A 21,533-nucleotide genomic window follows, 5' to 3' on the forward strand; every position below is an offset into this window, starting at 1 on the left:
CTTAATGGCCCTTCGCTTTTTGCGCCCGCAGTTTGTCGAACAGACGCACCGCAAATCCTGCTTTATTTTCCTGCCGCGCGCGTGCGACGGCCATATCGCCGGCAGGCACATCGCCGGTGATCACCGATCCGCTGGCGGTCATCGCCTCATTGCCGATCTTGACGGGGGCGACCAGCATCGTATTCGACCCGATGAAGACATCCGCACCGATACTGGTGTGATGTTTGAATACCCCGTCATAATTGCATGTCACCGTGCCTGCGCCGATATTGCTGCGCGGGCCGACATCGGCGTCACCGATATAGGACAGGTGGTTCACCTTCGCGCCTTCGCTGATCACGGCATTCTTGATCTCGACAAAATTGCCGATGCGGGTGTTTTCGGCCAGTTCCGCGCCGGGGCGCAGGCGGGCATAGGGGCCCACCACCGCGCCGCGCGACACATGGCAGCCTTCCAGATGCGAAAAGGCGCGGATCGTGGCACCGGATTCGACGGTCACGCCGGGGCCGAAGACCACATTGGGTTCGATCAAAGCATCGCGCCCGATCACTGTGTCATAGGCGAAATAGACGGTCTCTGGCGCGGTCAGGGTCACGCCATCCTCTAGTGCTGTCATCCGGGCCATGTTCTGGAACACGGCCTCGGCCTGTGCCAGTTCAAAGCGCGAATTGATGCCCATGGTTTCGGCTTCGGCACATTCCACCACCGTGGCGGACAGGCCGCGCGCACGGGCGAGGCCGACGATATCGGTCAGGTAATATTCGCCCGCCGCATTGTCATTGCCCACGGCGGCGATCAGATCGAACAAAGTCGCGCGGTCTGCCGCAATCACCCCGGAATTGCAGAGCGTGATGGCACGTTCTTCTTCCGTCGCATCCTTGAACTCAACAATCCGGTCCAGCGCATCGCCCTGCATCACCAGACGGCCATAGCGCGCCGGATCCTCTGCCGTGAAGCCCAGCACGACGATATCATGGGTCTGCCGCGCCTCGACCATTGCGGCCAGCGTATCGGGCCGGATGAATGGTGTGTCGCCATACAGCACCAGCGCGTCACCGTCGAAATCGGCCAGCGTTTCCTTCGCCTGCGCCACCGCATGGGCGGTGCCCAGTTGCTGATCCTGCACCACGACCCTGACATCAGGGTCATAAGCAAGCGCGGCTTTTTCGACCTGAGCCGCCTCATAGCCCGCCACGATGACACAGCGCGCCGGGTCCAGCGACTGCCCGGCCTGTATCGCATGGACCAGCATCGGCGCACCGGCGATCTGGTGCAACACTTTTGGCAGGTCCGAATTCATCCGTGTGCCAAGGCCCGCGCCAAGGATAATCAATGCAATTGTCATATCTGTCCCGATTTTTATTTGTGACGACTTCTACCGGCCTTTTGGATTATCACAAGGGCAGGGGCTTCACATCAGTTTACAGCGCGTTACAGATGGGCGAAACATGACCCATGAAAGACGACCTATGCGCACTGTGATTTTCGACCTTGATGGTACGCTTGCTGACACCAGCGGCGATCTGATTGCCGCCGCCAACCATTGTTTTCGCGGGCTGGGCCATGGCGATCTGCTGATCCATGCCGATGACGCGGCGGTCGCGCTGACCGGCGCGCGTGCGATGCTGCGGCTTGGGTTCTCTCGCTTGGGCGAGGTGGATGAGACGCTGGTGGACGCACAATATCCCGTTCTTCTGGCCGCCTATGGCGAAGCGATCGCCACCCATACCACGCTTTACCCCGGCGCGATGGAGGCGGTGGAGCTGTTGAAATCCACCGGCTATGCCGTCGGCATCGCCACCAACAAACCCGAGGCTTTGGCCGAGGCTTTGCTGCGCAGCCTTGGTGTGCGCGACGCCTTCGGGTCGATGATCGGCGCGGATACTTTGCCGATGCGCAAACCCCATGCCAACCACCATTTCGAGGCGGTGCGCCGCGCCGGGGGCGATCCCGCGCAATCCTTGTTGGTGGGCGATACGGTGACCGACCGCGACACTGCGCGCAACGCCGGGGTGCCATCGGTGCTGGTCACTTTCGGGCCGGGCCGGGATGAGGTGCTGACCCTGCAGGCCGATGCCACGATTGACCGTTTCGACGAATTGCCTGCAGTTGTCACGCGTCTGATCGGATAGGCATTGACCCTGCCGGGTCATGCGCCAACTACCGCCGCATGACAGAGATTTTCACCGGCAGTTTCACCCAGCAAGAACCGATTCCCGCCGGCGGGATCGCCGCCGCCAATGCGGTGATGCAGCACGGGCGCTTGCACCGCTACAATACCGTGGCGGGTGAAGTGGCCGAGGCTGTGCTGCTGGAGCAGGAATTCGCTGCAAGCACAGGTGCAAAATATTGCCTCGCCGTGGCCTCTGGCGGGTCGGCGATGACCACCGCCTTGCGTGCCTGTGGCGTCAAACATGGCGACAAGGTGCTGACCAATGCGTTTACACTGGCCCCGGTGCCGGGGGCGATTGCGGCTGTGGGCGGCGTGCCGGTGTTTGTTGGTACGACCGAGGACCTCGTGATTGATCTGGATGATCTGGCCGCCAAGCTGGATCAGGCAAAGGTCCTGCTGTTGTCGCATATGCGCGGCCATATCTGTGACATGGCAAAGCTGCGCGCGCTATGTGATCCCGCAAATGTCACGATTATCGAGGATTGTGCCCATACAATGGGTGCATCTTGGGATAATATCCCAACCGGGCGCTTTGGTCGGTTTGGGTGTTTCTCCACCCAGACCTATAAACATATCAATTCCGGCGAAGGTGGCCTGCTGATCAGCGACGATGCCGAAGCCATGGCGCGCGCGATCATGCTGTCGGGCAGCTATATGCTCTATACCAGCCATCGCGCCGCACCCCCGCCCGAAGTTTTCGCGCAGATCAGATACGAGACGCCCAATATCTCCTCCCGGATGGACAACCTGCGCGCCGCGATCCTGCGGCCGCAATTGCGGGATTTGCCGCAGCAGGCCGTGCGTTGGAACGCACGCTACGGGGTGTTGCAGGATGGCTTGGCCGAGACGCCCGGCCTGCAATTGGTGGCACGGGATGCAAGGGAAGGCTTTGTCGCGTCATCCTTCCAGTTTCTGCTGCTGGATTGGGAGACTGACGCGATCGAACAGGTCCTTGCCCGCTGCGCCGCGCGCGGGGTGGAGTTGAAATGGTTCGGTCGCAAGGACCCTGTCGGCTTCACCTCGCGCTATGACAGCTGGCATTACGCCCCCAGCGCGCCCATGCCCGCGACTGACCGGGTGCTGGCCGGGATCATCGATATGCGACTGCCACTGACCTTTTCGCTGGAGGATTGCGCCCTGATCGCCCGGATCATCCGGGCCGAGGTCAGCGCGGTTTATCAGGCGCAGAAATGACTCGACAGGATGGCACCGCCATGACTACAACTGAACAAGCGTTCAATTAAGCTGGGGGGAGACAGCCATGTTCCACGCATCAATGGCATTTGATCTGGGCGAGGATGTGAACGCGCTACGCGAGATGGTGCATGACTGGGCGCAGTCCCGCGTCAAACCGATGGCCGCCGCGATTGACCGCGACAATGTCTTTCCTGCCGAACTCTGGCGCGAAATGGGCGATCTGGGGTTGCTGGGCGTGACCGTGGACGAGGCCTATGGCGGCGCAGGCATGACCTATCTGGCGCATACCGTCGCGATCGAGGAAATCGCCCGCGCCTCTGCATCGGTCAGTCTGTCCTATGGCGCGCATTCCAACCTCTGCGTCAATCAGATCAAGCTGAACGGGACCGAGGCGCAAAAGACGAACTACCTGCCCGGCCTGATCTCGGGCGCGCATGTGGGTGCGCTTGCGATGTCCGAAGCGGGCGCTGGGTCTGATGTCGTGTCGATGTCCCTGCGCGCGGAAAAGCGCAATGATCATTACCGGCTGAACGGCCATAAATACTGGATCACCAACGGGCCGGATGCCGATACTCTGGTAGTCTATGCCAAGACGGACCCCGATGCCGGGTCCAAAGGCATCACCGCCTTTCTGGTGGAAAAGACCATGACAGGGTTCAGCACCTCGCCCCATTTCGACAAGCTCGGCATGCGGGGTTCGAACACCGCTGAGCTGATCTTTGACGATGTTGCCGTGCCGTTTGAGAATGTGCTGGGCGAGGAAGGGCGCGGTGTGCGTGTCCTCATGTCCGGCCTTGATTACGAACGCGTCGTGCTGGCGGGCATCGGGCTGGGGATCATGGCCGCCTGTCTGGATGAGATTATGCCGTATCTGGCATCCCGCAAGCAATTCGGCCAGCCTATCGGCAATTTCCAACTGATGCAGGGCAAGATCGCGGATATGTATACCGCGATGAATTCCGCCCGCGCCTATGTCTATGCCGTGGCGCAATCCTGCGACAAGGGCACGGTAACCCGCCAGGACGCCGCTGCCTGCTGTCTTTATGCGTCTGAGGAGGCGATGAAACAGGCTCACCAAGCCGTCCAGGCCATGGGCGGGGCCGGGTTCCTGAATGACGCCCCCGTCGCGCGCTTGTTCCGTGATGCCAAGCTTATGGAGATCGGCGCAGGCACGTCAGAGATTCGCCGCATGCTGGTCGGCCGCGAATTGATGAGCGCGATGGGATGAGGATTGCTCTGGCCTTGCTGTTGCTGCCCGATGTCGCTGTCGCGCAGGACGACTGGCTTTATGCGCCGATGGTCGCGGCGTGTTTTGCCAGCGATGAGAAAGATTGCATCGGTGCGGCCGCCGCGATGTGCATGGAAGATGAGGCGGAGGGTGAGACAACATTCGGCATGATGACCTGCCTGATGGCTGAAAATCAGGCGTGGGACGGCATGCTGAACGCCGAATATGCCAAGGCCCGCGCGCATGCGCAGGCATTGGATGCTGCGGATCAGGCGGATTTCCCGGAATTTGCGATCCGCGCGGATCAGGTGCAAAATGCCCAACGCGCCTGGATCGCCTTTCGCGATGCCAATTGCGCAATGCAATATGGCCTTTGGGGTGCAGGCTCCCTGCGCCAGATCGCAGGCGCGGATTGCCTGCTACAGATGACCGCCACCCAGACCTTCGCCCTGCGCGATTACCACGCTCAGCCATGAGACGCTGGATGTTCTTCATCCCCTTCGCGGGGCTGGTCGTGGTCGCAGGGATCATCGGCTATCGCATGGGCCAGATGCCCAGCGAGACCGAGATCATCGCCCGCTATGCCGCGACTTATGTGGCCATGGCGGGCGATGGCGCGGCGCTGACCGATTGCGTCGCGACGACCCATCCTGACCCTGCCGTGCGGCTGGTGATCAATTGCGCCCATCCTGACGGCTTGACGACAACCTTCTACGCAGGCCCGCGCGGCGAAGCCATGCCGCAACCACAAGGACCCGCGACATGAGCGACCGTGCTTTGCATGAAGCCGCCCTGGCGCAGGTGGCCGCAGCCGCCGCCACCGCAGCGCTTGGCGGCGGACACGTCGCGCGGGAAAGGCATATCAGCCGGGGCAAGATGCTGCCGCGCGATAGGGTGGCCGGATTGCTCGACCCCGGCAGCCCATTTCTGGAAATCGGCGCGACTGCGGCACATGGGCTATATGACGGGGCGGCCCCCTGTGCTGGCGTGATCGCGGGTATCGGGCAGGTGCATGGCACGCAGGTCATGGTGATCTGCAACGACGCCACCGTGAAGGGCGGCACCTATTACCCGATGACCGTCAAGAAACACCTGCGCGCGCAGGAGATTGCACAGGCCTGCCATTTGCCTTGCGTCTATCTGGTCGATAGCGGCGGCGCGAACCTGCCCAATCAGGATGAGGTGTTCCCCGACCGCGACCATTTCGGGCGGATATTCTACAATCAGGCGCAGATGTCCGCGCTGGGCATTCCGCAGATCGCGGTGGTGATGGGGTCCTGCACCGCAGGCGGGGCATACGTTCCCGCGATGGCTGATGTCTCGATCATCGTGCGCGACCAAGGCACGATCTTTCTGGCCGGCCCACCCTTGGTCAAGGCCGCGACGGGCGAAGTGGTCAGTGCCGAGGCTCTAGGCGGCGGCGATGTCCACACCCGCCTGTCCGGCGTGGCGGATTATCTGGCCGAGGATGATGCCCATGCTTTGGCTTTGGCGCGGCAGGCGGTCGCCTCATGTTCGGTACAAAATGTGATAAATGTCAAACGCTTACCGTCCAAACCTCCGGCACTTGATCCGGCGAGCATCTTCGATGCAATCCCCGCCGATCTGCGCAGGCCTTACGACATCCGAGAGGTGATCCGGCGGATCGTGGACGGGTCCCGCTTTGATGAATTCAAGGCGCGGTTTGGGGAGACCCTGGTGACAGGTTTCGCCCATATCGACGGCTGGCCTTGCGGGATCGTGGCAAACAACGGCGTGTTGTTTTCCGAGAGCGCCCAGAAAGGCGCGCATTTCGTGGAATTATGCAGCCAACGCATGATTCCGCTGATCTTTATGCAGAACATCACTGGTTTCATGGTCGGCCAGAAATATGAAAACGAAGGCATCGCACGGCACGGCGCCAAGATGGTAACAGCCGTGGCGACAACGAAAGTGCCGAAAATCACGATGGTCGTCGGCGGGTCCTTTGGTGCCGGCAATTACGGCATGGCAGGCCGCGCCTATAGCCCGCATTTCATGTGGTCATGGCCCACGTCACGGATCAGCGTCATGGGCGGCGAACAGGCCGCAGGCGTGCTGGCCAGCGTCAAACGCGATGCGATTGAACGCAAAGGTGGCGCATGGTCAGCCGAGGAAGAAGCCGCCTTCAAACAGCCCACGATTGATATGTTCGTGGAACAATCCCATCCGCTCTACGCCTCTGCCCGGCTCTGGGATGACGGCGTGATCGACCCGCGCAAAAGCCGCGAAGTCCTGGCCCTGTCACTGGCGGCGGCCTGTAATGCTCCGATAGAGGAGACACGTTTCGGCGTGTTCCGGATGTGATGTTTGATAAAATCCTCATCGCCAACCGGGGCGAGATTGCCTGCCGGATCATCCGCACCGCCCGCGCCATGGGCGTCCGCACGGTGGCGGTCTATTCCGATGCCGATGCAGGCGCGCTGCATGTGCAACAGGCGGATCAGGCGGTCAGGCTAGGCCCTGCGCCCGTCGCCGACAGCTATCTGCGCGGCGATCTGATCATTCAGGCAGCGTTGGAGACCGGCGCGCAGGCCATTCATCCGGGCTATGGGTTCTTGTCGGAAAATCCTGATTTTGTCGATCAGGTGACGCAGGCGGGGCTGGTGTTCATCGGCCCTTCCGCAAAGGCGATCCGGGCGATGGGGCTGAAAGATGCGGCCAAGGCGCTGATGATCAAGGCCGGTGTGCCGGTCGTGCCGGGGTATCATGGCGACAATCAGGACACGGCCTATCTGGCGCAGCAGGCGCAGGAGATCGGCTATCCGGTGCTGATCAAGGCCGTCGCGGGTGGCGGTGGCAAGGGGATGCGCTTGGTCGAGGACCCGTGTGATTTTGCCGAACACCTCGCCTCTGCACAGGCAGAGGCGCGGACGGCTTTTGGCAATCCGGCTGTGTTGATTGAGAAATACATCACCCATCCGCGCCATATCGAAGTGCAGGTCTTTGGTGATGGCAAGGACGCCGTGCATCTGTTCGAGCGCGATTGTTCGCTGCAACGCCGCCACCAGAAGGTGATCGAGGAAGCGCCAGCGCCCGGCATGACCGCCGAACTCCGCGCCGCCATGGGGCAGGCGGCGGTGACGGCGGCCAAGGCCATCGGCTATGACGGGGCGGGCACGATTGAATTCATCGTCGATGGCGCGGGCGGGCTGCGGCCGGACGGGTTCTGGTTCATGGAGATGAACACAAGGCTGCAGGTCGAACATCCGGTGACCGAGGCCATCACCGGCGTCGATCTGGTGGAATGGCAATTGCGTGTTGCGGCGGGGGAACCCTTGCCTTTGCGGCAGGCGGATCTCGCGATCAATGGTCATGCTTTCGAGGCGCGGCTTTATGCCGAGGACGTGCCCGCAGGGTTTCTGCCTGCGACCGGCGTGCTGGACCATCTGGCCTTTCCGCTGGATGCGCGGATCGACAGCGGTGTCGGGCCGGGGTCAGAGATTTCGCCCTGGTATGATCCGATGATCGCCAAGCTCACCGTGCATGGGCCGGATCGCGCCAGCGCCTTGCGCAAATTGCGTGCAGCACTTGATACGACCGAGGTCGCGGGGACGGTGACCAATCTGGGGTTCCTGCGGCTGCTGGCGCGGGATGCGGATTTCAGCGCGGGCGATGTCGATACCGGGCTGATCGCGCGCGGGCAGGACAGTTTATGTCAGCCGGTGCTGCCGCAGCCGCGCGATTGGGCTGTTGCTGCGGTGGTCGCTGCGGATCTGCCGGACGGGCCGCTGACGGGGTTTACCCTATGGGCGCCATTGAACCGGGTGATCACGCTGTCATTGGGTGACGACGTACGGGATGTGACCTTGCAGCTGCATGGGCCGGATCATGTGACGGCGGATGGTGTCGGTTTGCGCCGCCTTGGCGAGGATTGGGGGCAGCGTGCTTTGCGTCATGGCAACCGTGTGACTGTGTTCGGGGCGCAGGATGTGACGTTCCGCATTGTTGATCCGCTCGACCGGGCGTCCGATATCGCGGGCGGCGATACCGTCATGGCCCCGATGCCGGGGCTGGTGCGTGATGTGGTGGTCGCTGTGGGTGATCATGTGGCACAGGGCGACCGGATGATCGTGCTGGAGGCGATGAAGATGGAACATGTGCTGCGCGCACCCCGCGATGGGGTGGTCGCCAATGTGGCTGTGGCAGCGGGAGATCAGGTCCGGGCAGGGGATCTGATGGTGGCCCTTGCCCCGGGCTGAGGCTGGGGGCGCTGCCCCCGCCCCGGATTTCATCCGGGACTCCCCCGGGATATTTATGCTCGGACGATGGGGGGTGCGATGGATTTTGTGAGGTTGCATGAGGTTGGCCCGCGCGACGGTTTGCAGAACGAAAAGCGTGTTATTCCGGTCGCGGAGAAAGTCGCGCTGATAGATCTGCTCGGCCGGTCGGGGCTGCGCGATATCGAGATCGGCAGTTTTGTTAGCCCGAAATGGGTGCCGCAGATGGCCGATACGCCGGATGTTCTGGCGCAGATCATGCCGGTGCCGGGGGTCCGCTATGCGGTGTTGGTGCCCAATATGCGCGGCTGGGACGGGTTCATGACCGCCCGTGTGCTGGGGGTCACCTATGAGGTCGCGGTGTTCGTTGCGGCATCAGAGGGGTTTTCACAGGCCAATCTGAATTGTTCGGTGAAGGACTCCGTGGACAGGCTGGTGCCCGTTGTCACAGCGGCGCGGGCGGCGGGCATTGGGTTGCGCGGTTATATCTCTTGTGTCACCGATTGCCCCTTTGACGGGCCGGTCAAACCCGCGGCTGTCGCGCAGGTGGCGCAAATGTTGCGCGCGCTGGCGCCGATGCCATTGTCCTTGGGTGATACCATCGGCGCGGGCAGGCCCGCCACGGTCGCAGCGATGCTGGATGCAGTGCTGGATGTTGCGCCTGCCGCCGATCTGGCCGGGCATTTTCATGATACCGGCGGACAGGCTTTGGCCAATATCGCGGTGGCACTGGACAAGGGGTTGCGTGCCTTTGACAGCGCCGTGGGCGGTTTGGGCGGTTGCCCCTATGCGCCGGGTGCGCCAGGCAATGTCGCGACGGAACGGGTGCTGGCCATGTTGCAGGCAGAGGGCTTCACCACCGGGGTTGATCCTGCGATCATTGCGCAGGCCGCCGAAATGGCAAAGGGGATGCGATGATCACGCTGGATGTCGATGCGCGCGGGGTGGCGACACTGACCCTTTCGCGGCAGGACAAGCATAATGCGCTGTCACAGGCGATGATTGATGATCTGACAGCGATGGCCGCGCGGATTGCGGCGGATGGCGCGATCCGCGTGGTGGTGCTGGCGGCTGATGGCCCGACATTCTGTGCGGGCGGTGATCTGGGCTGGATGCGCGATCAGATGGCGGCTGATACAGCGCAAAAGCGCGTCGCGGCAGCCTCGCTCGCGCGGATGCTGCAGGCGCTGAACAGGCTGCCGCAGCCGTTGATCGGGCGCATTCAGGGTAATGCGTTTGGCGGCGGTGTGGGGCTGGCCTGTGTCTGTGATATCGCGATTGCGGCTGAGGGCGCGCGTTTCGGGCTGACCGAGACGCGGCTGGGGCTGATCCCCGCTACCATCGGCCCCTATGTCATCGCCCGGATCGGCGAGGCGAAAGCGCGCCGGATCTTCATGTCGTCGCGGGTTTTTGGGGCAGATGAGGCGGTGACGCTTGATCTGATCGCCCGTGCCGTCCCGGCTGTGGCGCTGGATGCTACCATCGCCGCCGAAGTGGACCCCTATCTGTCTTGCGGGCCGCAGGCGGTGGCGGCGGCGAAACGCTTTGTCCGCAGCCTTGGGCCGGTGATTGATGAGGCCAACATTGCGCAATCCATCGATGCGCTGATCGCCTGTTGGGACGGGGACGAGGCGCGCGCGGGGATTGCGGCCTTTTTCGACAAACGCGCACCCGATTGGCGCGACGACAGGTAAGGTGGCAAAATGCGCGGCTGCGACTGTGCGGTTGGTTGACCCTTGCCGGGTGCGGGGGTATGGATCAGCCAATCAGTGAAAGGCGCTTTGCGACTGCGCCTTTGTGAAAGGATCGCATCTTGCCTGAACTTGTGTCCAATTACCTGCCGATCATGATCTTTCTGGGGCTGGCCATCGCGCTGGGCCTGATCCTGATCCTGGCCGCCGCGATTGTTGCCGTGCGCAACCCTGATCCGGAAAAGGTTTCGGCCTATGAATGCGGGTTCAACGCGTTTGACGATGCGCGGATGAAATTCGATGTGCGGTTCTATCTGGTGTCGATCCTGTTCATCATCTTTGACCTTGAGGTGGCATTCCTGTTCCCTTGGGCCGTCGCCTTTGGCGAGATCAGCATGGTCGCTTTCTGGTCAATGATGGTATTTCTGGGCGTGCTGACCATCGGCTTCGCTTATGAATGGAAGAAAGGGGCGCTCGAATGGGAGTGATGACCGGAACTGCTGTGGGTGCCGATAAGGAACATGGCGCGCAGCTGCTGAATGCGGAATTGCAGGACAAGGGGTTCCTTGTGACCAGCACCGCCGACATTATCAACTGGGCGCGCACCGGGTCCTTGCACTGGATGACCTTCGGTCTGGCCTGTTGCGCGGTCGAGATGATGCACACCTCGATGCCGCGCTATGATCTGGAACGGTTCGGCACAGCACCCCGCGCATCCCCGCGCCAATCGGATCTGATGATTGTGGCAGGGACCTTGACCAACAAGATGGCACCGGCCCTGCGCAAGGTATATGACCAGATGCCCGAACCACGCTATGTGATCTCGATGGGGTCCTGCGCCAATGGCGGTGGCTATTACCATTACAGCTATTCCGTGGTGCGTGGCTGCGACCGGATCGTGCCGGTCGATATCTATGTCCCCGGCTGCCCGCCCACGGCAGAGGCTTTGCTGTATGGCATCCTGCAATTGCAGCGTAAAATGCGCCGCACCGGCACGATCACGCGCTGAAGGAACAGAACATGACCGAAGCCTTGCAAGAACTTGGCCTGCATCTGGAAATGAAGCGCACCGATTGCGTGCAATCATGGGACATCGCCTATGATGAGCTGACGGTGACTGTCGCGCCATCGTCGCTGGTCAGTTTCGTGGAATTTCTGAAAACCGATTCTGTTTGCCGGTTTTCATCCTTGGTGGATATTACCGCCGTGGATTATCCCAGCCGCGCCAAACGGTTCGATGTCGTCTATCATTTCCTGAGCATGTATCAAAACCAGCGCATCCGCGTGCGGGCGCAGATCCGTGAACAGGATATGATGCCATCCATCATCAGCGTGCATCCGTCGGCCAATTGGTTTGAACGCGAAGTCTTTGATATGTTCGGCATCCTGTTTTCGGGTCACCCCGATCTGCGCCGGATCCTGACCGATTACGGCTTTCGCGGCCATCCGTTGCGCAAGGATTTCCCGACCACCGGCTATACCGAGGTGCGTTATGACGAGGTGCAAAAGCGCGTCGTCTACGAACCCGTCAGTCTGGTGCAGGAATACCGGCAGTTCGATTTCATGTCGCCTTGGGAAGGTGCCAATTACCTGCTGCCCGGCGATGAGAAAACCAAACCCGAGGCCAAGCCGAAGTGACAGACCCGAATGTGCTTTTCTGCGTTGGCGCGACCAAGGCCGGAACCACATGGTTGTACCGGCTGCTGCATGATCACCCCGATTGTGCCCTGCCTGCGGTGAAAGAAGCGCATTATTGGGATACGTTTGATGCGGGTGATTGCGAAAAGCAGATCGCGGCCTTTCGCCTGCGCCTGCGCGAGATGCGCGAACAAAAGGCCACGGCGCAGGATGCGGATCGCGACTGGCAAGTGCGCAACCTTGACCGCCGGATCGCAGACATGAAAGCGCTGCTGGCGGTGATCGAGGCGGATCGCGCCGATGACAGCGCCTATCTGGGCTGGTTGACCAAAGGGCGGGGGGATGCCCGGCTTTATGCGGATATGACGCCGAATTACGCGACCTTGCCGGATGCGATGCTGGAACGGATGGTCAGTGCTGCGCCCCATGCAAAGGTCGTTTATCTGCTGCGTGATCCGCTCGACCGGCTGTGGTCGCATATCCGCATGCAGGCGCGTCGCCAGCGGCAAAGCCACGAGATTTATGAGAAGAAGGCCAACAATATCCTCTTCAGGATTTTGAACAAAGGGCAGGAGACGCATATTCTGGAGCGTGGCGATTATGCCGGCGTAATCCGCAAATTGCGCCGTATCGTGCCTGCTGACAGGCTGATGGTTGCCTTTACTGAAACCTTGATGACCCCGGCAGGTGCTGCCCAGCTTTGCGGCTTTCTCGGGATCGCACCGGTCCAAGACCTGCCGCAAGAGGCGGTGCATGAAGGCCCGCCGGTGGTGATGCTTGATAAATTGCGCCCACGGGCGCAAAAGCTACTTTATGAACAATACGACTGGGTGGCCCGCAATGTCGGGCCCTTGCCACAGAACTGGCAGGACAATTGTGTAAGGATGACAGCATGATGGACGGTGATATCCGGGTGAATACCTATGACGACGGGTCCACTGACGCTGTAACAGGCGAACAGAAAATCCGCAATTTCAACATCAACTTCGGCCCGCAACACCCTGCGGCGCATGGTGTTTTGCGGCTGGTTCTGGAACTGGACGGCGAAATCGTCGAACGCTGCGATCCGCATATCGGCCTGCTGCACCGTGGCACCGAAAAACTGATGGAAAGCCGGACCTATCTGCAGAACCTACCTTATTTCGACCGGCTGGATTATGTCGCCCCGATGAATCAGGAACATGCCTGGTGTCTGGCGATTGAGCGTCTGACCGGTACGATTGTTCCCCGCCGCGCCAGCCTGATCCGGGTGCTGTATTCCGAGATTGGCCGCATCCTGTCGCATCTGCTGAACGTGACCACACAGGCGATGGACGTGGGTGCGCTGACCCCGCCGCTCTGGGGGTTTGAAGAACGCGAAAAGCTGATGATCTTTTACGAACGCGCCTGCGGTGCGCGGCTGCACGCCGCCTATTTCCGCCCCGGTGGTGTGCATCAGGACCTGCCGGATCAACTGATCGAGGATATCGATGCCTGGGCGGTCCATTTCCCCAAGGTGCTGGATGATATCGACGGCCTGCTGACCGAAAACCGGATTTTCAAACAGCGCAATTGCGATATCGGTGTTGTTTCTGAACAGGATATTCAGGACTGGGGTTTCAGCGGCATTATGGTGCGCGGCTCTGGTCTGGCCTGGGATCTGCGCCGGTCGCAGCCTTACGAATGCTATGATGAATTCGATTTCCAGATCCCTGTCGGCAAAAACGGCGATTGCTATGATCGCTTCCTGTGCCGGATGGAGGAAATGCGCCAATCCACCCATATCATCCGGCAGGCCTGTGCCAAGCTGCGGGTGGAAAAAGGCGATGTGATGGCGCGTGGCAAGATGACCCCGCCGACACGGGGTGAGATGAAAACCTCGATGGAGGCGCTGATCCACCATTTCAAACTCTACACCGAAGGGTTCCATGTCCCTGCTGGTGGGGTTTACGCCGCGGTCGAGGCACCAAAAGGCGAATTCGGCGTCTATCTGGTCGCTGACGGCACCAATAAGCCCTATCGCGCGAAACTGCGCGCGCCGGGCTATCTGCACCTGCAGGCGATGGATTACATCGCATCGGGTCACCAATTGGCCGATGTGGCGGCGATTATCGGGACGATGGATGTCGTGTTCGGGGAAATCGACAGATGACCATGGAACAGATCGTTCTGGGTGCGGTTATCGCCTCTGGGTTCTTCCTGTCGGCTGTGGTGTCCCGGATGTTTCGGCGCACTGTCGCCGGTGTTGTTTTTGGTGGCGTGGCGGGCATTGCTTTGTCCGTCGCTGTGTTAAGCTATGGTCTGACCCAGTTCGCGGACCAAAGCCCTGCCGCCGTCGCGGAATAATCCTGCGGCCTGCTTTGGTCGCAAACCCTTATTTGAAAGTGAAAACCATGATCCGCATTCTTCCCATCGTCGCGCTTGTCGCTCTTTCCGCCTGCGCCTATCCCATCGGGATGCCGGCCCCCAGCGCGCCAAGCGCCCCTGTGGTCATCGCGCCGCCGACGCCGGCCCCATCGGTCAATCCGGGATCGTCCAAGGACCGGTTTATCGCGGCGGTCACCGCCAATGGCTGTGAATTGACGCCGACCAATACCTCTGCCGTGCTGGCTAGTGCGACACTGTCGCAACAGGACCTCGCGCGCATCATGACCGAGCTGCGCACCGAAGGGCGCGGCGAAATCGGGCCTGATGGCCGGTCGTTCCGGATCACCTCCGGGGCCTGTGTGTGATGTGAAACGTCTTGCCCACCTGCACCTTTGTGATAGTGGGTGGGCAGAATTCTGGCGGGACGCGCCCGCCAAAAAGTCGCGCTGATCCAGCGCTGTCCAGATGACCGGGATGATAAGATGCTTCGCCGCCTATACCACGACCAGCCCGCAACTTTCGCCTTTACCGATGCCAATCTGGCCTGGGCCGAAGGGCAGATCAAGAAATTCCCCGAAGGACGGCAAGCCTCGGCGATTATCCCATTGCTCTGGCGTGCGCAGGAACAGGAAGGCTGGCTGACACGCCCGGCCATCGAATATGTCGCGCAGATGCTGGATATGGCCTATATCCGCGCGCTGGAAGTGGCGTCATTCTATTTCATGTTTCAGTTGCAGCCCGTCGGGTCGATCGCCCATGTGCAGGTCTGCGGCACGCTGTCCTGTATGATCTGCGGCGCAGAGGATCTGATCGCAATCTGCAAGGACAAGATCGCCGATAAGGCCCATACCCTGTCCGCCGATGGCAAATTTTCCTGGGAAGAGGTCGAATGCCTCGGCTCCTGCGCCAATGCGCCGATGGCGCTGATCGGCAAGGATTATTACGAGGATCTGACCGCCGACCGTCTGGCCGAAATCATCGACGAACTCGCCGCAGGCAAGGTGCCGGTGCCCGGCCCGCAGAACGGGCGTTTCGCGGCAGAGCCGAAAAAGGGTCTGACCACGCTCAAGGATTTCGCAACCGGGACTGCCAAGTATAACGCCAGCGCACAGGCTGCCGTGGATATCGGCGATACCGTGAAACGGATCGACGGGACCGAGGTGCCTTTGCTGACCCCTTGGGTCAAAAAAGCCTCGCAGCCGGATGCGCCACGGGCGACCGAGCCTGCGGAAGAACCCAAACCGTCCGAAAATGCGCCGGCTGATGCGAGCGGCGTCACCAAACAGGAAGCGCAAGCCGCCTCCACCGCAAAGCCAGTGTCGAAATCCAATCCCGAACCGGCAGAAACCGGCGCGGCCAATACGCTCGACGCGCCCGAAGGCGGCAAAGGTGATGACCTCAAGCGGATCACCGGGATCGGGCCGAAGCTGGAAGGGCAGTTGAACGCCCTGGGCATCTGGCATTACCACCAGATCGCGGCATGGACCGAGACTGATATCACCGAAATGGATGCCGAGATCAAAGCGCGTGGCCGGATCACCCGCGATGACTGGACCGGGCAGGCGGCGGAACTGGCGAAAAAATCATCCTGATGCGGGTTTTGCGCGCGGCACAGGCGCGCATTGCTGAACTTCAGGTCTGATTTGCACAAATTATTTACCCGGCTGGGGCATTTTTGCTAAAGGTTCCATGGTCCGGGTGGCAATATCGCCGCGGACCGGCACAATGCCAAGGCCAGCACAGGCCACCTGAGGGGAGAAATGAGACGATGAACAATACGGCACCAATCTGGATGGGCGTCGCGACAATCGCGGGTCTGGTCTTTATCGTTGGCACGGGCGTGGCCCTAGTGATGTTCGACTTTCCGCTGGTCAGCGCGGTTTTCGTCGGCGCGGTCGTCGCTGGTGGTGCCGCTGTCGCACTGGCCATCGGCTGGGCCCCGCCACGCAACGATGCCCCTGTGAACAAACCGATCGCCGCTGACACTGTCGCCGATGCGGCGCTTGTGCCAACCCCGGTCGCTGTCGCGACACCTGCAGCCACACCTGTGGAGGCGGCAACACCCGCGCCCGCGCAGGTAGAGGCAGCACCTCCTGCCCCTGTTGCCACGCCCGATCCTGTGGCGGTCGCACCAAAGCCGGGGATTGCCATCGCGCCGGAACAACCTGTGTTCCTGACAGCCGCACGCGATACCGGCCCTGATAATCTCAAGCTGCTCAAAGGCGTCGGGCCAAAGCTTGAAACCACGCTGCACGGTCTGGGTATTTTCCATTTTGACCAGATCGCAGCCTGGACCCCCGCTGAACAGGCCTGGATGGATGACAATCTCGAAGGGTTCAAAGGCCGCGTCACCCGCGACGATTGGGTCGGCCAGGCCAGGGCGCTGTCCGCTGGCGGCACAGCGTAACGGATGCTATGACACAGCACGGCAACACCGCAGAGGCCAAGGCCGGACAACGCGTCGCGTTGACGGTCGCGGCTGTCGGTGTTCTGTGGGTGCTGGTCACCATTATCGGCAGGGAATACGGCTGGTCCAACCGGACGCGGGCGTTATTTGACCTTGCAGCGCTGGCCGGTTTCGGCTTTGCGCTGTGGCAGACATTTCAACTCTGGCGCGCGCGCCGGAACGACAAGGGCGAGACCTGATGCTCAAGGACGAAAACCGGATTTTCACCAACCTTTACGGGATGCATGACCGCACATTGAAGGGCGCGCAAGCGCGTGGCCATTGGGATGGCACGGCGGATATCATCGGCAAAGGCCGGGACTGGATCATCAATGAGATGAAAGCATCGGGCCTGCGCGGGCGCGGTGGGGCTGGTTTCCCGACCGGTCTGAAATGGTCTTTCATGCCGAAAGAAAGCGATGGTCGCCCGGCCTATCTGGTGGTCAATGCTGACGAATCCGAACCCGGCACCTGCAAAGACCGCGAAATCATGCGCCACGACCCGCATACTTTGGTCGAAGGCTGCCTGATCGCGTCTTTCGCGATGAATGCCCATGCCTGCTATATCTACATCCGTGGCGAATATATCCGCGAGCGTGAGGCGCTGCAGGCCGCGATTGACGAGGCTTATGATGCCGGTCTGGTCGGCCCCAATGCCTGCAAATCCGGCTGGGATTTCGATATCTACCTGACCCATGGCGCCGGTGCCTATATCTGTGGCGAAGAAACCGCGCTGCTGGAAAGCCTTGAAGGCAAAAAGGGCATGCCGCGGATGAAACCGCCATTTCCCGCCGGTGCTGGTCTTTATGGCTGCCCGACAACAGTGAACAATGTCGAATCCATCGCCGTGGTGCCGACAATCCTGCGCCGTGGCGGTGGCTGGTTCGCGGGCATGGGCCGTCCGAACAATGCGGGCACGAAATTGTTTGCGATTTCCGGCCACGTCAACAACCCTTGTGTCGTTGAAGAGGAAATGTCGATTTCCTTCGAAGAACTGATCGAAAAACACTGCGGCGGCATCCGTGGCGGCTGGAACAACCTCAAGGCCGTGATCCCCGGCGGGTCATCCGTCCCATGTGTGCGCGGTGAAAACATGCGCGACGCGGTGATGGATTTTGATGCGCTCAAAGAAAAAGGGTCCTCACTGGGGACCGCCGCTGTGATCGTGATGGATAATTCCACCGATATGATCAAGGCGATCTGGCGGCTGTCGAAATTTTACAAACATGAAAGCTGCGGCCAATGCACGCCCTGCCGCGAAGGCACCGGCTGGATGATGCGCGTCATGGCGCGTCTGGTGCAGGGCAATGCCTCGGTCGATGAAATCGACATGCTGCTGGACGTGACCAAACAGGTCGAAGGGCATACGATTTGCGCGCTGGGTGATGCGGCGGCCTGGCCGATCCAGGGTCTGATCAAGAATTTTCGCGACGAAATTGAGGACCGGATCAAGCACAAACGCGTCCCCGGCATCGCGGCAGAGTGATCCGCGCCGCCGCTTTGATCGCCACGGTGGCGCTGTCAGCCTGCGCCACCGGGTCCGGGCCGGAACGGTCCTTTGATGATCCTGCCGTGCAACAAGTGCTTGTCCTGCCGGTGCCTGAATATTTCGCGACACTGGCGATTGCATCTGACATCGCGCGCAATTGTGCGCGCTATCGCTATGATGCGGAACTGGATTCGGCGCTGAACAGCCTGCGCAATGCCGATGACCGCGGCTCGCGCGCCGCTTTGACCCAGCGGGCTGCCATCACGATGGAAACCGACGTCCGCCAGCGCAGTTTCATGGCCAGACATGGGCTTGCCTCGCTTGATGGCGATCTGTGCCCTGCGGCGGATGCCGAAATGCTCACCGCTTCGGCAATCAGCGCGATGTTGGTGCCGGTTTAGGCGGATTGGCGCTGCACTTTGGTGTAAAAAGACCGATCACAGATCCTTGTTATTGAATAACCCGTCGTCTGGCGCAATCTGTTGCGCAAGGGTGCCGTTCCGAGCACCCAAGCAGAGGCACGGACATGACAAAAAGAACAATCGCCTTATTGGTGGTGCTGCTGGCGACCGTCAGCATCGCTGGCAATCTTTCGGCACAATCATCATTGAAAAACGAACCTGCGGTGCGCGACGGGATCATTCAGGTCGGCATGGCGTTCGAGATTTCCGAACAATGCAGCAGCATCGATGCGCGCACCCTGCGCGGCATCGGCTATCTGCAATCCTTGCGCACCACGGCGCGCGACCTGGGCTACAGCGACCCCGAAATCGACGCCTATATCGATGACAGGGACGAAAAACGCCGTCTGGAAGATATGGCGCGCGAACAACTCGCTGTACTTGGCGCGGTTGAGGGCCAGCCAGACAGCTATTGCGCCATCGGCAATGCGCAAATCGCTGCAAATACACGCGTTGGCTGGCTCTTGCGCTGACCGCGCGGCATCTGTGACGAATTGCGGGGTTTTTTGCCAATCCCACTGGCATCATCGCCACTTGCGCGCTAGAACGCGACCAACGCGCCGACCCTTCGACGGATTGCGGCGCGACGGGAACAAGAAGGCACGCCATGTCTGATCTGCGCAAAGTCATCATCGATGGAACCGAGGTAGAAGTTGACGGGGCCATGACCCTGATACAAGCCTGTGAAGTCGCTGGCATCGAAATCCCCCGATTCTGTTATCACGAACGCCTGACCATCGCGGGCAATTGCCGCATGTGTCTGGTCGAGGTGGTCGGCGGCCCGCCGAAACCTACAGCAAGCTGCGCGATGCAGGTCAAGGATCTGCGCCCCGGTCCCGAAGGCCAGCCGCCGGTGGTGAAAACCAACAGCCCGATGGTCAAAAAGGCCCGCGAGGGCGTGATGGAATTCCTGCTGATCAACCATCCGCTGGATTGCCCGATTTGTGATCAGGGTGGCGAATGCGATCTGCAGGATCAGGCGATGGCTTATGGCGTCGATTTTTCCCGCTATCGCGAACCCAAGCGCGCGACCGAGGATCTGAACCTCGGCCCGCTGGTCGAAACCCATATGACGCGCTGCATTTCCTGCACCCGCTGTGTGCGGTTCACGACCGAGGTCGCGGGCATTTCCCAGATGGGCCAGACCGGCCGCGGTGAAGATGCCGAAATAACCAGTTATTTGGGTGAAACGCTCGACAGCAATTTGCAAGGCAACATTATTGACCTTTGCCCGGTTGGGGCGCTGGTGTCGAAACCCTATGCCTTTACCGCGCGCCCTTGGGAATTGTCCAAGACCGAGTCGATTGACGTGATGGATGCGCTTGGTTCCAACATCCGCGTCGATACCAAAGGCCGCGAAGTCATGCGCTTTCTTCCGCGCAATCATGACGGCGTGAATGAGGAATGGATTTCCGACAAGACCCGTTTCGTCTGGGACGGTCTGCGCCGTCAGCGGTTGGACACGCCTTACATCCGTGAGAATGGCAAATTGCGTAAAGCGACGTGGCCAGAGGCTTTGGCCGCTGCTGCGACTGCCATGAAAGGCAAAAAAATTGCCGGGCTGGTCGGTGATCTGGCCCCGGTCGAGGCGGCTTTTGCGCTGAAACAATTGATCGAAGGGCAGGGCGGCAACGTCGAATGTCGCACCGATGGGGCAAAATTGCCAATTGGCAATCGCTCTGCCTATGTCGGCACGGCTGCGATTGAAGATATTGATATTGCACAGATGATTCAGTTGATCGGCACCAATCCACGGGTGGAATCGCCGGTGCTGAACGCGCGCATCCGCAAGGCCTGGGCGCGCGGCGCGACGGTCGGGCTGATCGGTGAAAATGCGGATCTGACCTATGATGTGGTGCATGTGGGCACGGACCGTCAGGCCTTGGTTGATACCGCTGCCAAGGATATGGGCGATGTGACCGAGATGGACAGCCTTGTCGTGATCGGCATGGGTGCTTTGTGCGAGGCCGATGGTGAGGCTGTTCTCAGCCAGGCCATGACACTGGCCGATAAGACAAAATCAAAATTCCTCGTCCTGCATACCGCCGCTGGCCGCGTCGGCGCGATGGATGTGGGCGCTGTGACCGAAGGCGGGCTCGAGGCCGCTTTGGACGGTGCGGAAGTCGTCTACAACATGGGCGCCGATGAAATTGACATCAAACCGGGCGCTTTCGTGATCTATCAGGGCAGCCATGGTGATCGCGGCGCGCATCGTGCCGATATTATTCTGCCGGGTGCCGCCTATACCGAAGAAAACGGGCTCTTCGTGAATACCGAAGGTCGGCCGCAACTGGCCCTGCGCGCCAGTTTCCCACCGGGCGAGGCCAAGGAAAACTGGGCGATCCTGCGCGCGCTTTCCGCTGAACTGAATGCGACCTTGCCTTATGACAGCATGGCGCAATTGCGGCAGGCGATCGTGGCGGCACATCCGCATCTGGGACAGATTGATGAGGTCGCAGAAAACGACTGGCAGCCGCTGACAGCCGTCAAACCCGGCAAGACCAATTTCGTCAGCGCTGTCAGCGATTTCTACCTGACCAACCCGATTGCACGGGCGTCCAGCCTGATGGCCGAACTCAGCGCCACTGCCAAAGCGCGCAAATCACCGCCTTTGGCTGCGGAATAA

24 protein-coding genes are annotated in these 21,533 nt (G+C 60.8%); 23 read left to right on the forward strand and 1 reads right to left on the reverse strand.

Going from position 1 to position 21,533, the window contains the following annotated elements:
- Window position 1: 1 nt before the first annotated feature.
- The gene (glmU, locus tag VOY09_RS01035) at window positions 2-1,345 is read right to left on the reverse strand and encodes a bifunctional UDP-N-acetylglucosamine diphosphorylase/glucosamine-1-phosphate N-acetyltransferase GlmU (RefSeq protein ID WP_322892741.1); all 1,344 of its coding nucleotides are present in this window, start codon (window positions 1,343-1,345) and stop codon (window positions 2-4) included.
- Between the two features lie 124 nt (window positions 1,346-1,469).
- Here glmU and VOY09_RS01040 point away from each other — a divergent pair, with 124 nt between their 5' ends.
- The 23 genes from VOY09_RS01040 to nuoG all read left to right on the forward strand — a co-directional run bounded on the left by VOY09_RS01040 (window position 1,470) and on the right by nuoG (window position 21,533).
- Entirely contained in the window at window positions 1,470-2,132 is a 663-nt protein-coding gene (locus tag VOY09_RS01040; RefSeq protein ID WP_322892740.1) for an HAD-IA family hydrolase, read from the forward strand.
- Between the two features lie 38 nt (window positions 2,133-2,170).
- A complete protein-coding gene (locus VOY09_RS01045) occupies window positions 2,171-3,367 on the forward strand; it encodes a DegT/DnrJ/EryC1/StrS family aminotransferase (protein WP_322892739.1) in 1,197 nt (398 codons plus the stop codon).
- 67 nt (window positions 3,368-3,434) lie between these two features.
- A complete protein-coding gene (locus VOY09_RS01050) occupies window positions 3,435-4,598 on the forward strand; it encodes an acyl-CoA dehydrogenase family protein (protein ID WP_322892738.1) in 1,164 nt (387 codons plus the stop codon).
- A complete protein-coding gene (locus tag VOY09_RS01055; protein ID WP_322892737.1) occupies window positions 4,595-5,074 on the forward strand; it encodes a lysozyme inhibitor LprI family protein in 480 nt (159 codons plus the stop codon). Before VOY09_RS01050 ends, VOY09_RS01055 begins: the two co-directional genes overlap by 4 nt.
- Before the next feature lie 8 nt (window positions 5,075-5,082).
- The gene (locus VOY09_RS01060; RefSeq protein ID WP_322892736.1) at window positions 5,083-5,364 is read left to right on the forward strand and encodes a hypothetical protein; all 282 of its coding nucleotides are present in this window, start codon (window positions 5,083-5,085) and stop codon (window positions 5,362-5,364) included.
- The gene (locus tag VOY09_RS01065; protein ID WP_322892735.1) at window positions 5,361-6,923 is read left to right on the forward strand and encodes a carboxyl transferase domain-containing protein; all 1,563 of its coding nucleotides are present in this window, start codon (window positions 5,361-5,363) and stop codon (window positions 6,921-6,923) included. The genes VOY09_RS01060 and VOY09_RS01065 overlap by 4 nt, the downstream gene beginning before the upstream one ends.
- On the forward strand, window positions 6,923-8,818 hold the full coding sequence (locus VOY09_RS01070) for an acetyl/propionyl/methylcrotonyl-CoA carboxylase subunit alpha (protein ID WP_322892734.1): 1,896 nt from the start codon (window positions 6,923-6,925) through the stop codon (window positions 8,816-8,818). The genes VOY09_RS01065 and VOY09_RS01070 overlap by 1 nt, the downstream gene beginning before the upstream one ends.
- Window positions 8,819-8,896: 78 nt before the next feature.
- Window positions 8,897-9,754, forward strand: a complete 858-nt coding sequence (locus tag VOY09_RS01075) for a hydroxymethylglutaryl-CoA lyase (RefSeq protein ID WP_322892733.1) — start codon at window positions 8,897-8,899, stop codon at window positions 9,752-9,754.
- The gene (locus tag VOY09_RS01080) at window positions 9,751-10,530 is read left to right on the forward strand and encodes a crotonase/enoyl-CoA hydratase family protein (protein ID WP_322892732.1); all 780 of its coding nucleotides are present in this window, start codon (window positions 9,751-9,753) and stop codon (window positions 10,528-10,530) included. The genes VOY09_RS01075 and VOY09_RS01080 overlap by 4 nt, the downstream gene beginning before the upstream one ends.
- 152 nt (window positions 10,531-10,682) lie before the next feature.
- Window positions 10,683-11,015 carry an NADH-quinone oxidoreductase subunit A gene (locus tag VOY09_RS01085; RefSeq protein ID WP_416236727.1) on the forward strand — a complete coding sequence of 111 codons (333 nt, stop codon included), beginning with the start codon at window positions 10,683-10,685 and terminating at the stop codon, window positions 11,013-11,015.
- On the forward strand, window positions 11,006-11,536 hold the full coding sequence (locus tag VOY09_RS01090) for a NuoB/complex I 20 kDa subunit family protein (RefSeq protein ID WP_026352491.1): 531 nt from the start codon (window positions 11,006-11,008) through the stop codon (window positions 11,534-11,536). Before VOY09_RS01085 ends, VOY09_RS01090 begins: the two co-directional genes overlap by 10 nt.
- A gap of 11 nt (window positions 11,537-11,547) precedes the next feature.
- Window positions 11,548-12,165, forward strand: coding sequence for an NADH-quinone oxidoreductase subunit C (locus VOY09_RS01095; RefSeq protein ID WP_322892730.1), 618 nt, complete (start codon window positions 11,548-11,550; stop codon window positions 12,163-12,165).
- Entirely contained in the window at window positions 12,162-13,061 is a 900-nt protein-coding gene (locus tag VOY09_RS01100) for a sulfotransferase (protein WP_322892729.1), read from the forward strand. Before VOY09_RS01095 ends, VOY09_RS01100 begins: the two co-directional genes overlap by 4 nt.
- Entirely contained in the window at window positions 13,058-14,296 is a 1,239-nt protein-coding gene (locus VOY09_RS01105) for an NADH-quinone oxidoreductase subunit D (RefSeq protein WP_322892728.1), read from the forward strand. The genes VOY09_RS01100 and VOY09_RS01105 overlap by 4 nt, the downstream gene beginning before the upstream one ends.
- Window positions 14,293-14,490 (forward strand): hypothetical protein, encoded by a 198-nt coding sequence (locus VOY09_RS01110; RefSeq protein ID WP_322892727.1) that lies wholly within the window; start codon window positions 14,293-14,295, stop codon window positions 14,488-14,490. Before VOY09_RS01105 ends, VOY09_RS01110 begins: the two co-directional genes overlap by 4 nt.
- Before the next feature lie 47 nt (window positions 14,491-14,537).
- Window positions 14,538-14,876 (forward strand): hypothetical protein, encoded by a 339-nt coding sequence (locus VOY09_RS01115; protein WP_322892726.1) that lies wholly within the window; start codon window positions 14,538-14,540, stop codon window positions 14,874-14,876.
- 117 nt (window positions 14,877-14,993) lie between these two features.
- Complete coding sequence (locus VOY09_RS01120) at window positions 14,994-16,103, forward strand: NADH-quinone oxidoreductase subunit E (protein ID WP_322892725.1); 1,110 nt, start codon at window positions 14,994-14,996, stop codon at window positions 16,101-16,103.
- A 176-nt stretch (window positions 16,104-16,279) separates the two neighbouring features.
- The gene (locus tag VOY09_RS01125; RefSeq protein WP_322892724.1) at window positions 16,280-16,918 is read left to right on the forward strand and encodes an NADH:ubiquinone oxidoreductase; all 639 of its coding nucleotides are present in this window, start codon (window positions 16,280-16,282) and stop codon (window positions 16,916-16,918) included.
- Window positions 16,919-16,926: 8 nt separating this feature from the next.
- Complete coding sequence (locus VOY09_RS01130) at window positions 16,927-17,157, forward strand: DUF5337 domain-containing protein (protein ID WP_322892723.1); 231 nt, start codon at window positions 16,927-16,929, stop codon at window positions 17,155-17,157.
- Window positions 17,157-18,443: an NADH-quinone oxidoreductase subunit NuoF gene (gene nuoF / locus VOY09_RS01135; protein ID WP_322892722.1), complete on the forward strand. Its 1,287-nt coding sequence runs from the start codon at window positions 17,157-17,159 to the stop codon at window positions 18,441-18,443. The genes VOY09_RS01130 and nuoF overlap by 1 nt, the downstream gene beginning before the upstream one ends.
- Window positions 18,440-18,847: a hypothetical protein gene (locus VOY09_RS01140; protein ID WP_322892721.1), complete on the forward strand. Its 408-nt coding sequence runs from the start codon at window positions 18,440-18,442 to the stop codon at window positions 18,845-18,847. Before nuoF ends, VOY09_RS01140 begins: the two co-directional genes overlap by 4 nt.
- Before the next feature lie 125 nt (window positions 18,848-18,972).
- Window positions 18,973-19,380 carry a DUF5333 domain-containing protein gene (locus tag VOY09_RS01145; protein ID WP_322892720.1) on the forward strand — a complete coding sequence of 136 codons (408 nt, stop codon included), beginning with the start codon at window positions 18,973-18,975 and terminating at the stop codon, window positions 19,378-19,380.
- Between the two features lie 134 nt (window positions 19,381-19,514).
- A complete protein-coding gene (gene nuoG / locus VOY09_RS01150; RefSeq protein WP_322892719.1) occupies window positions 19,515-21,533 on the forward strand; it encodes an NADH-quinone oxidoreductase subunit NuoG in 2,019 nt (672 codons plus the stop codon).

It is taken from the genome of Yoonia sp. 67-2 (assembly GCF_035117555.1).
In the GTDB taxonomy this organism is placed as follows: Bacteria; Pseudomonadota; Alphaproteobacteria; order Rhodobacterales; family Rhodobacteraceae; genus Yoonia.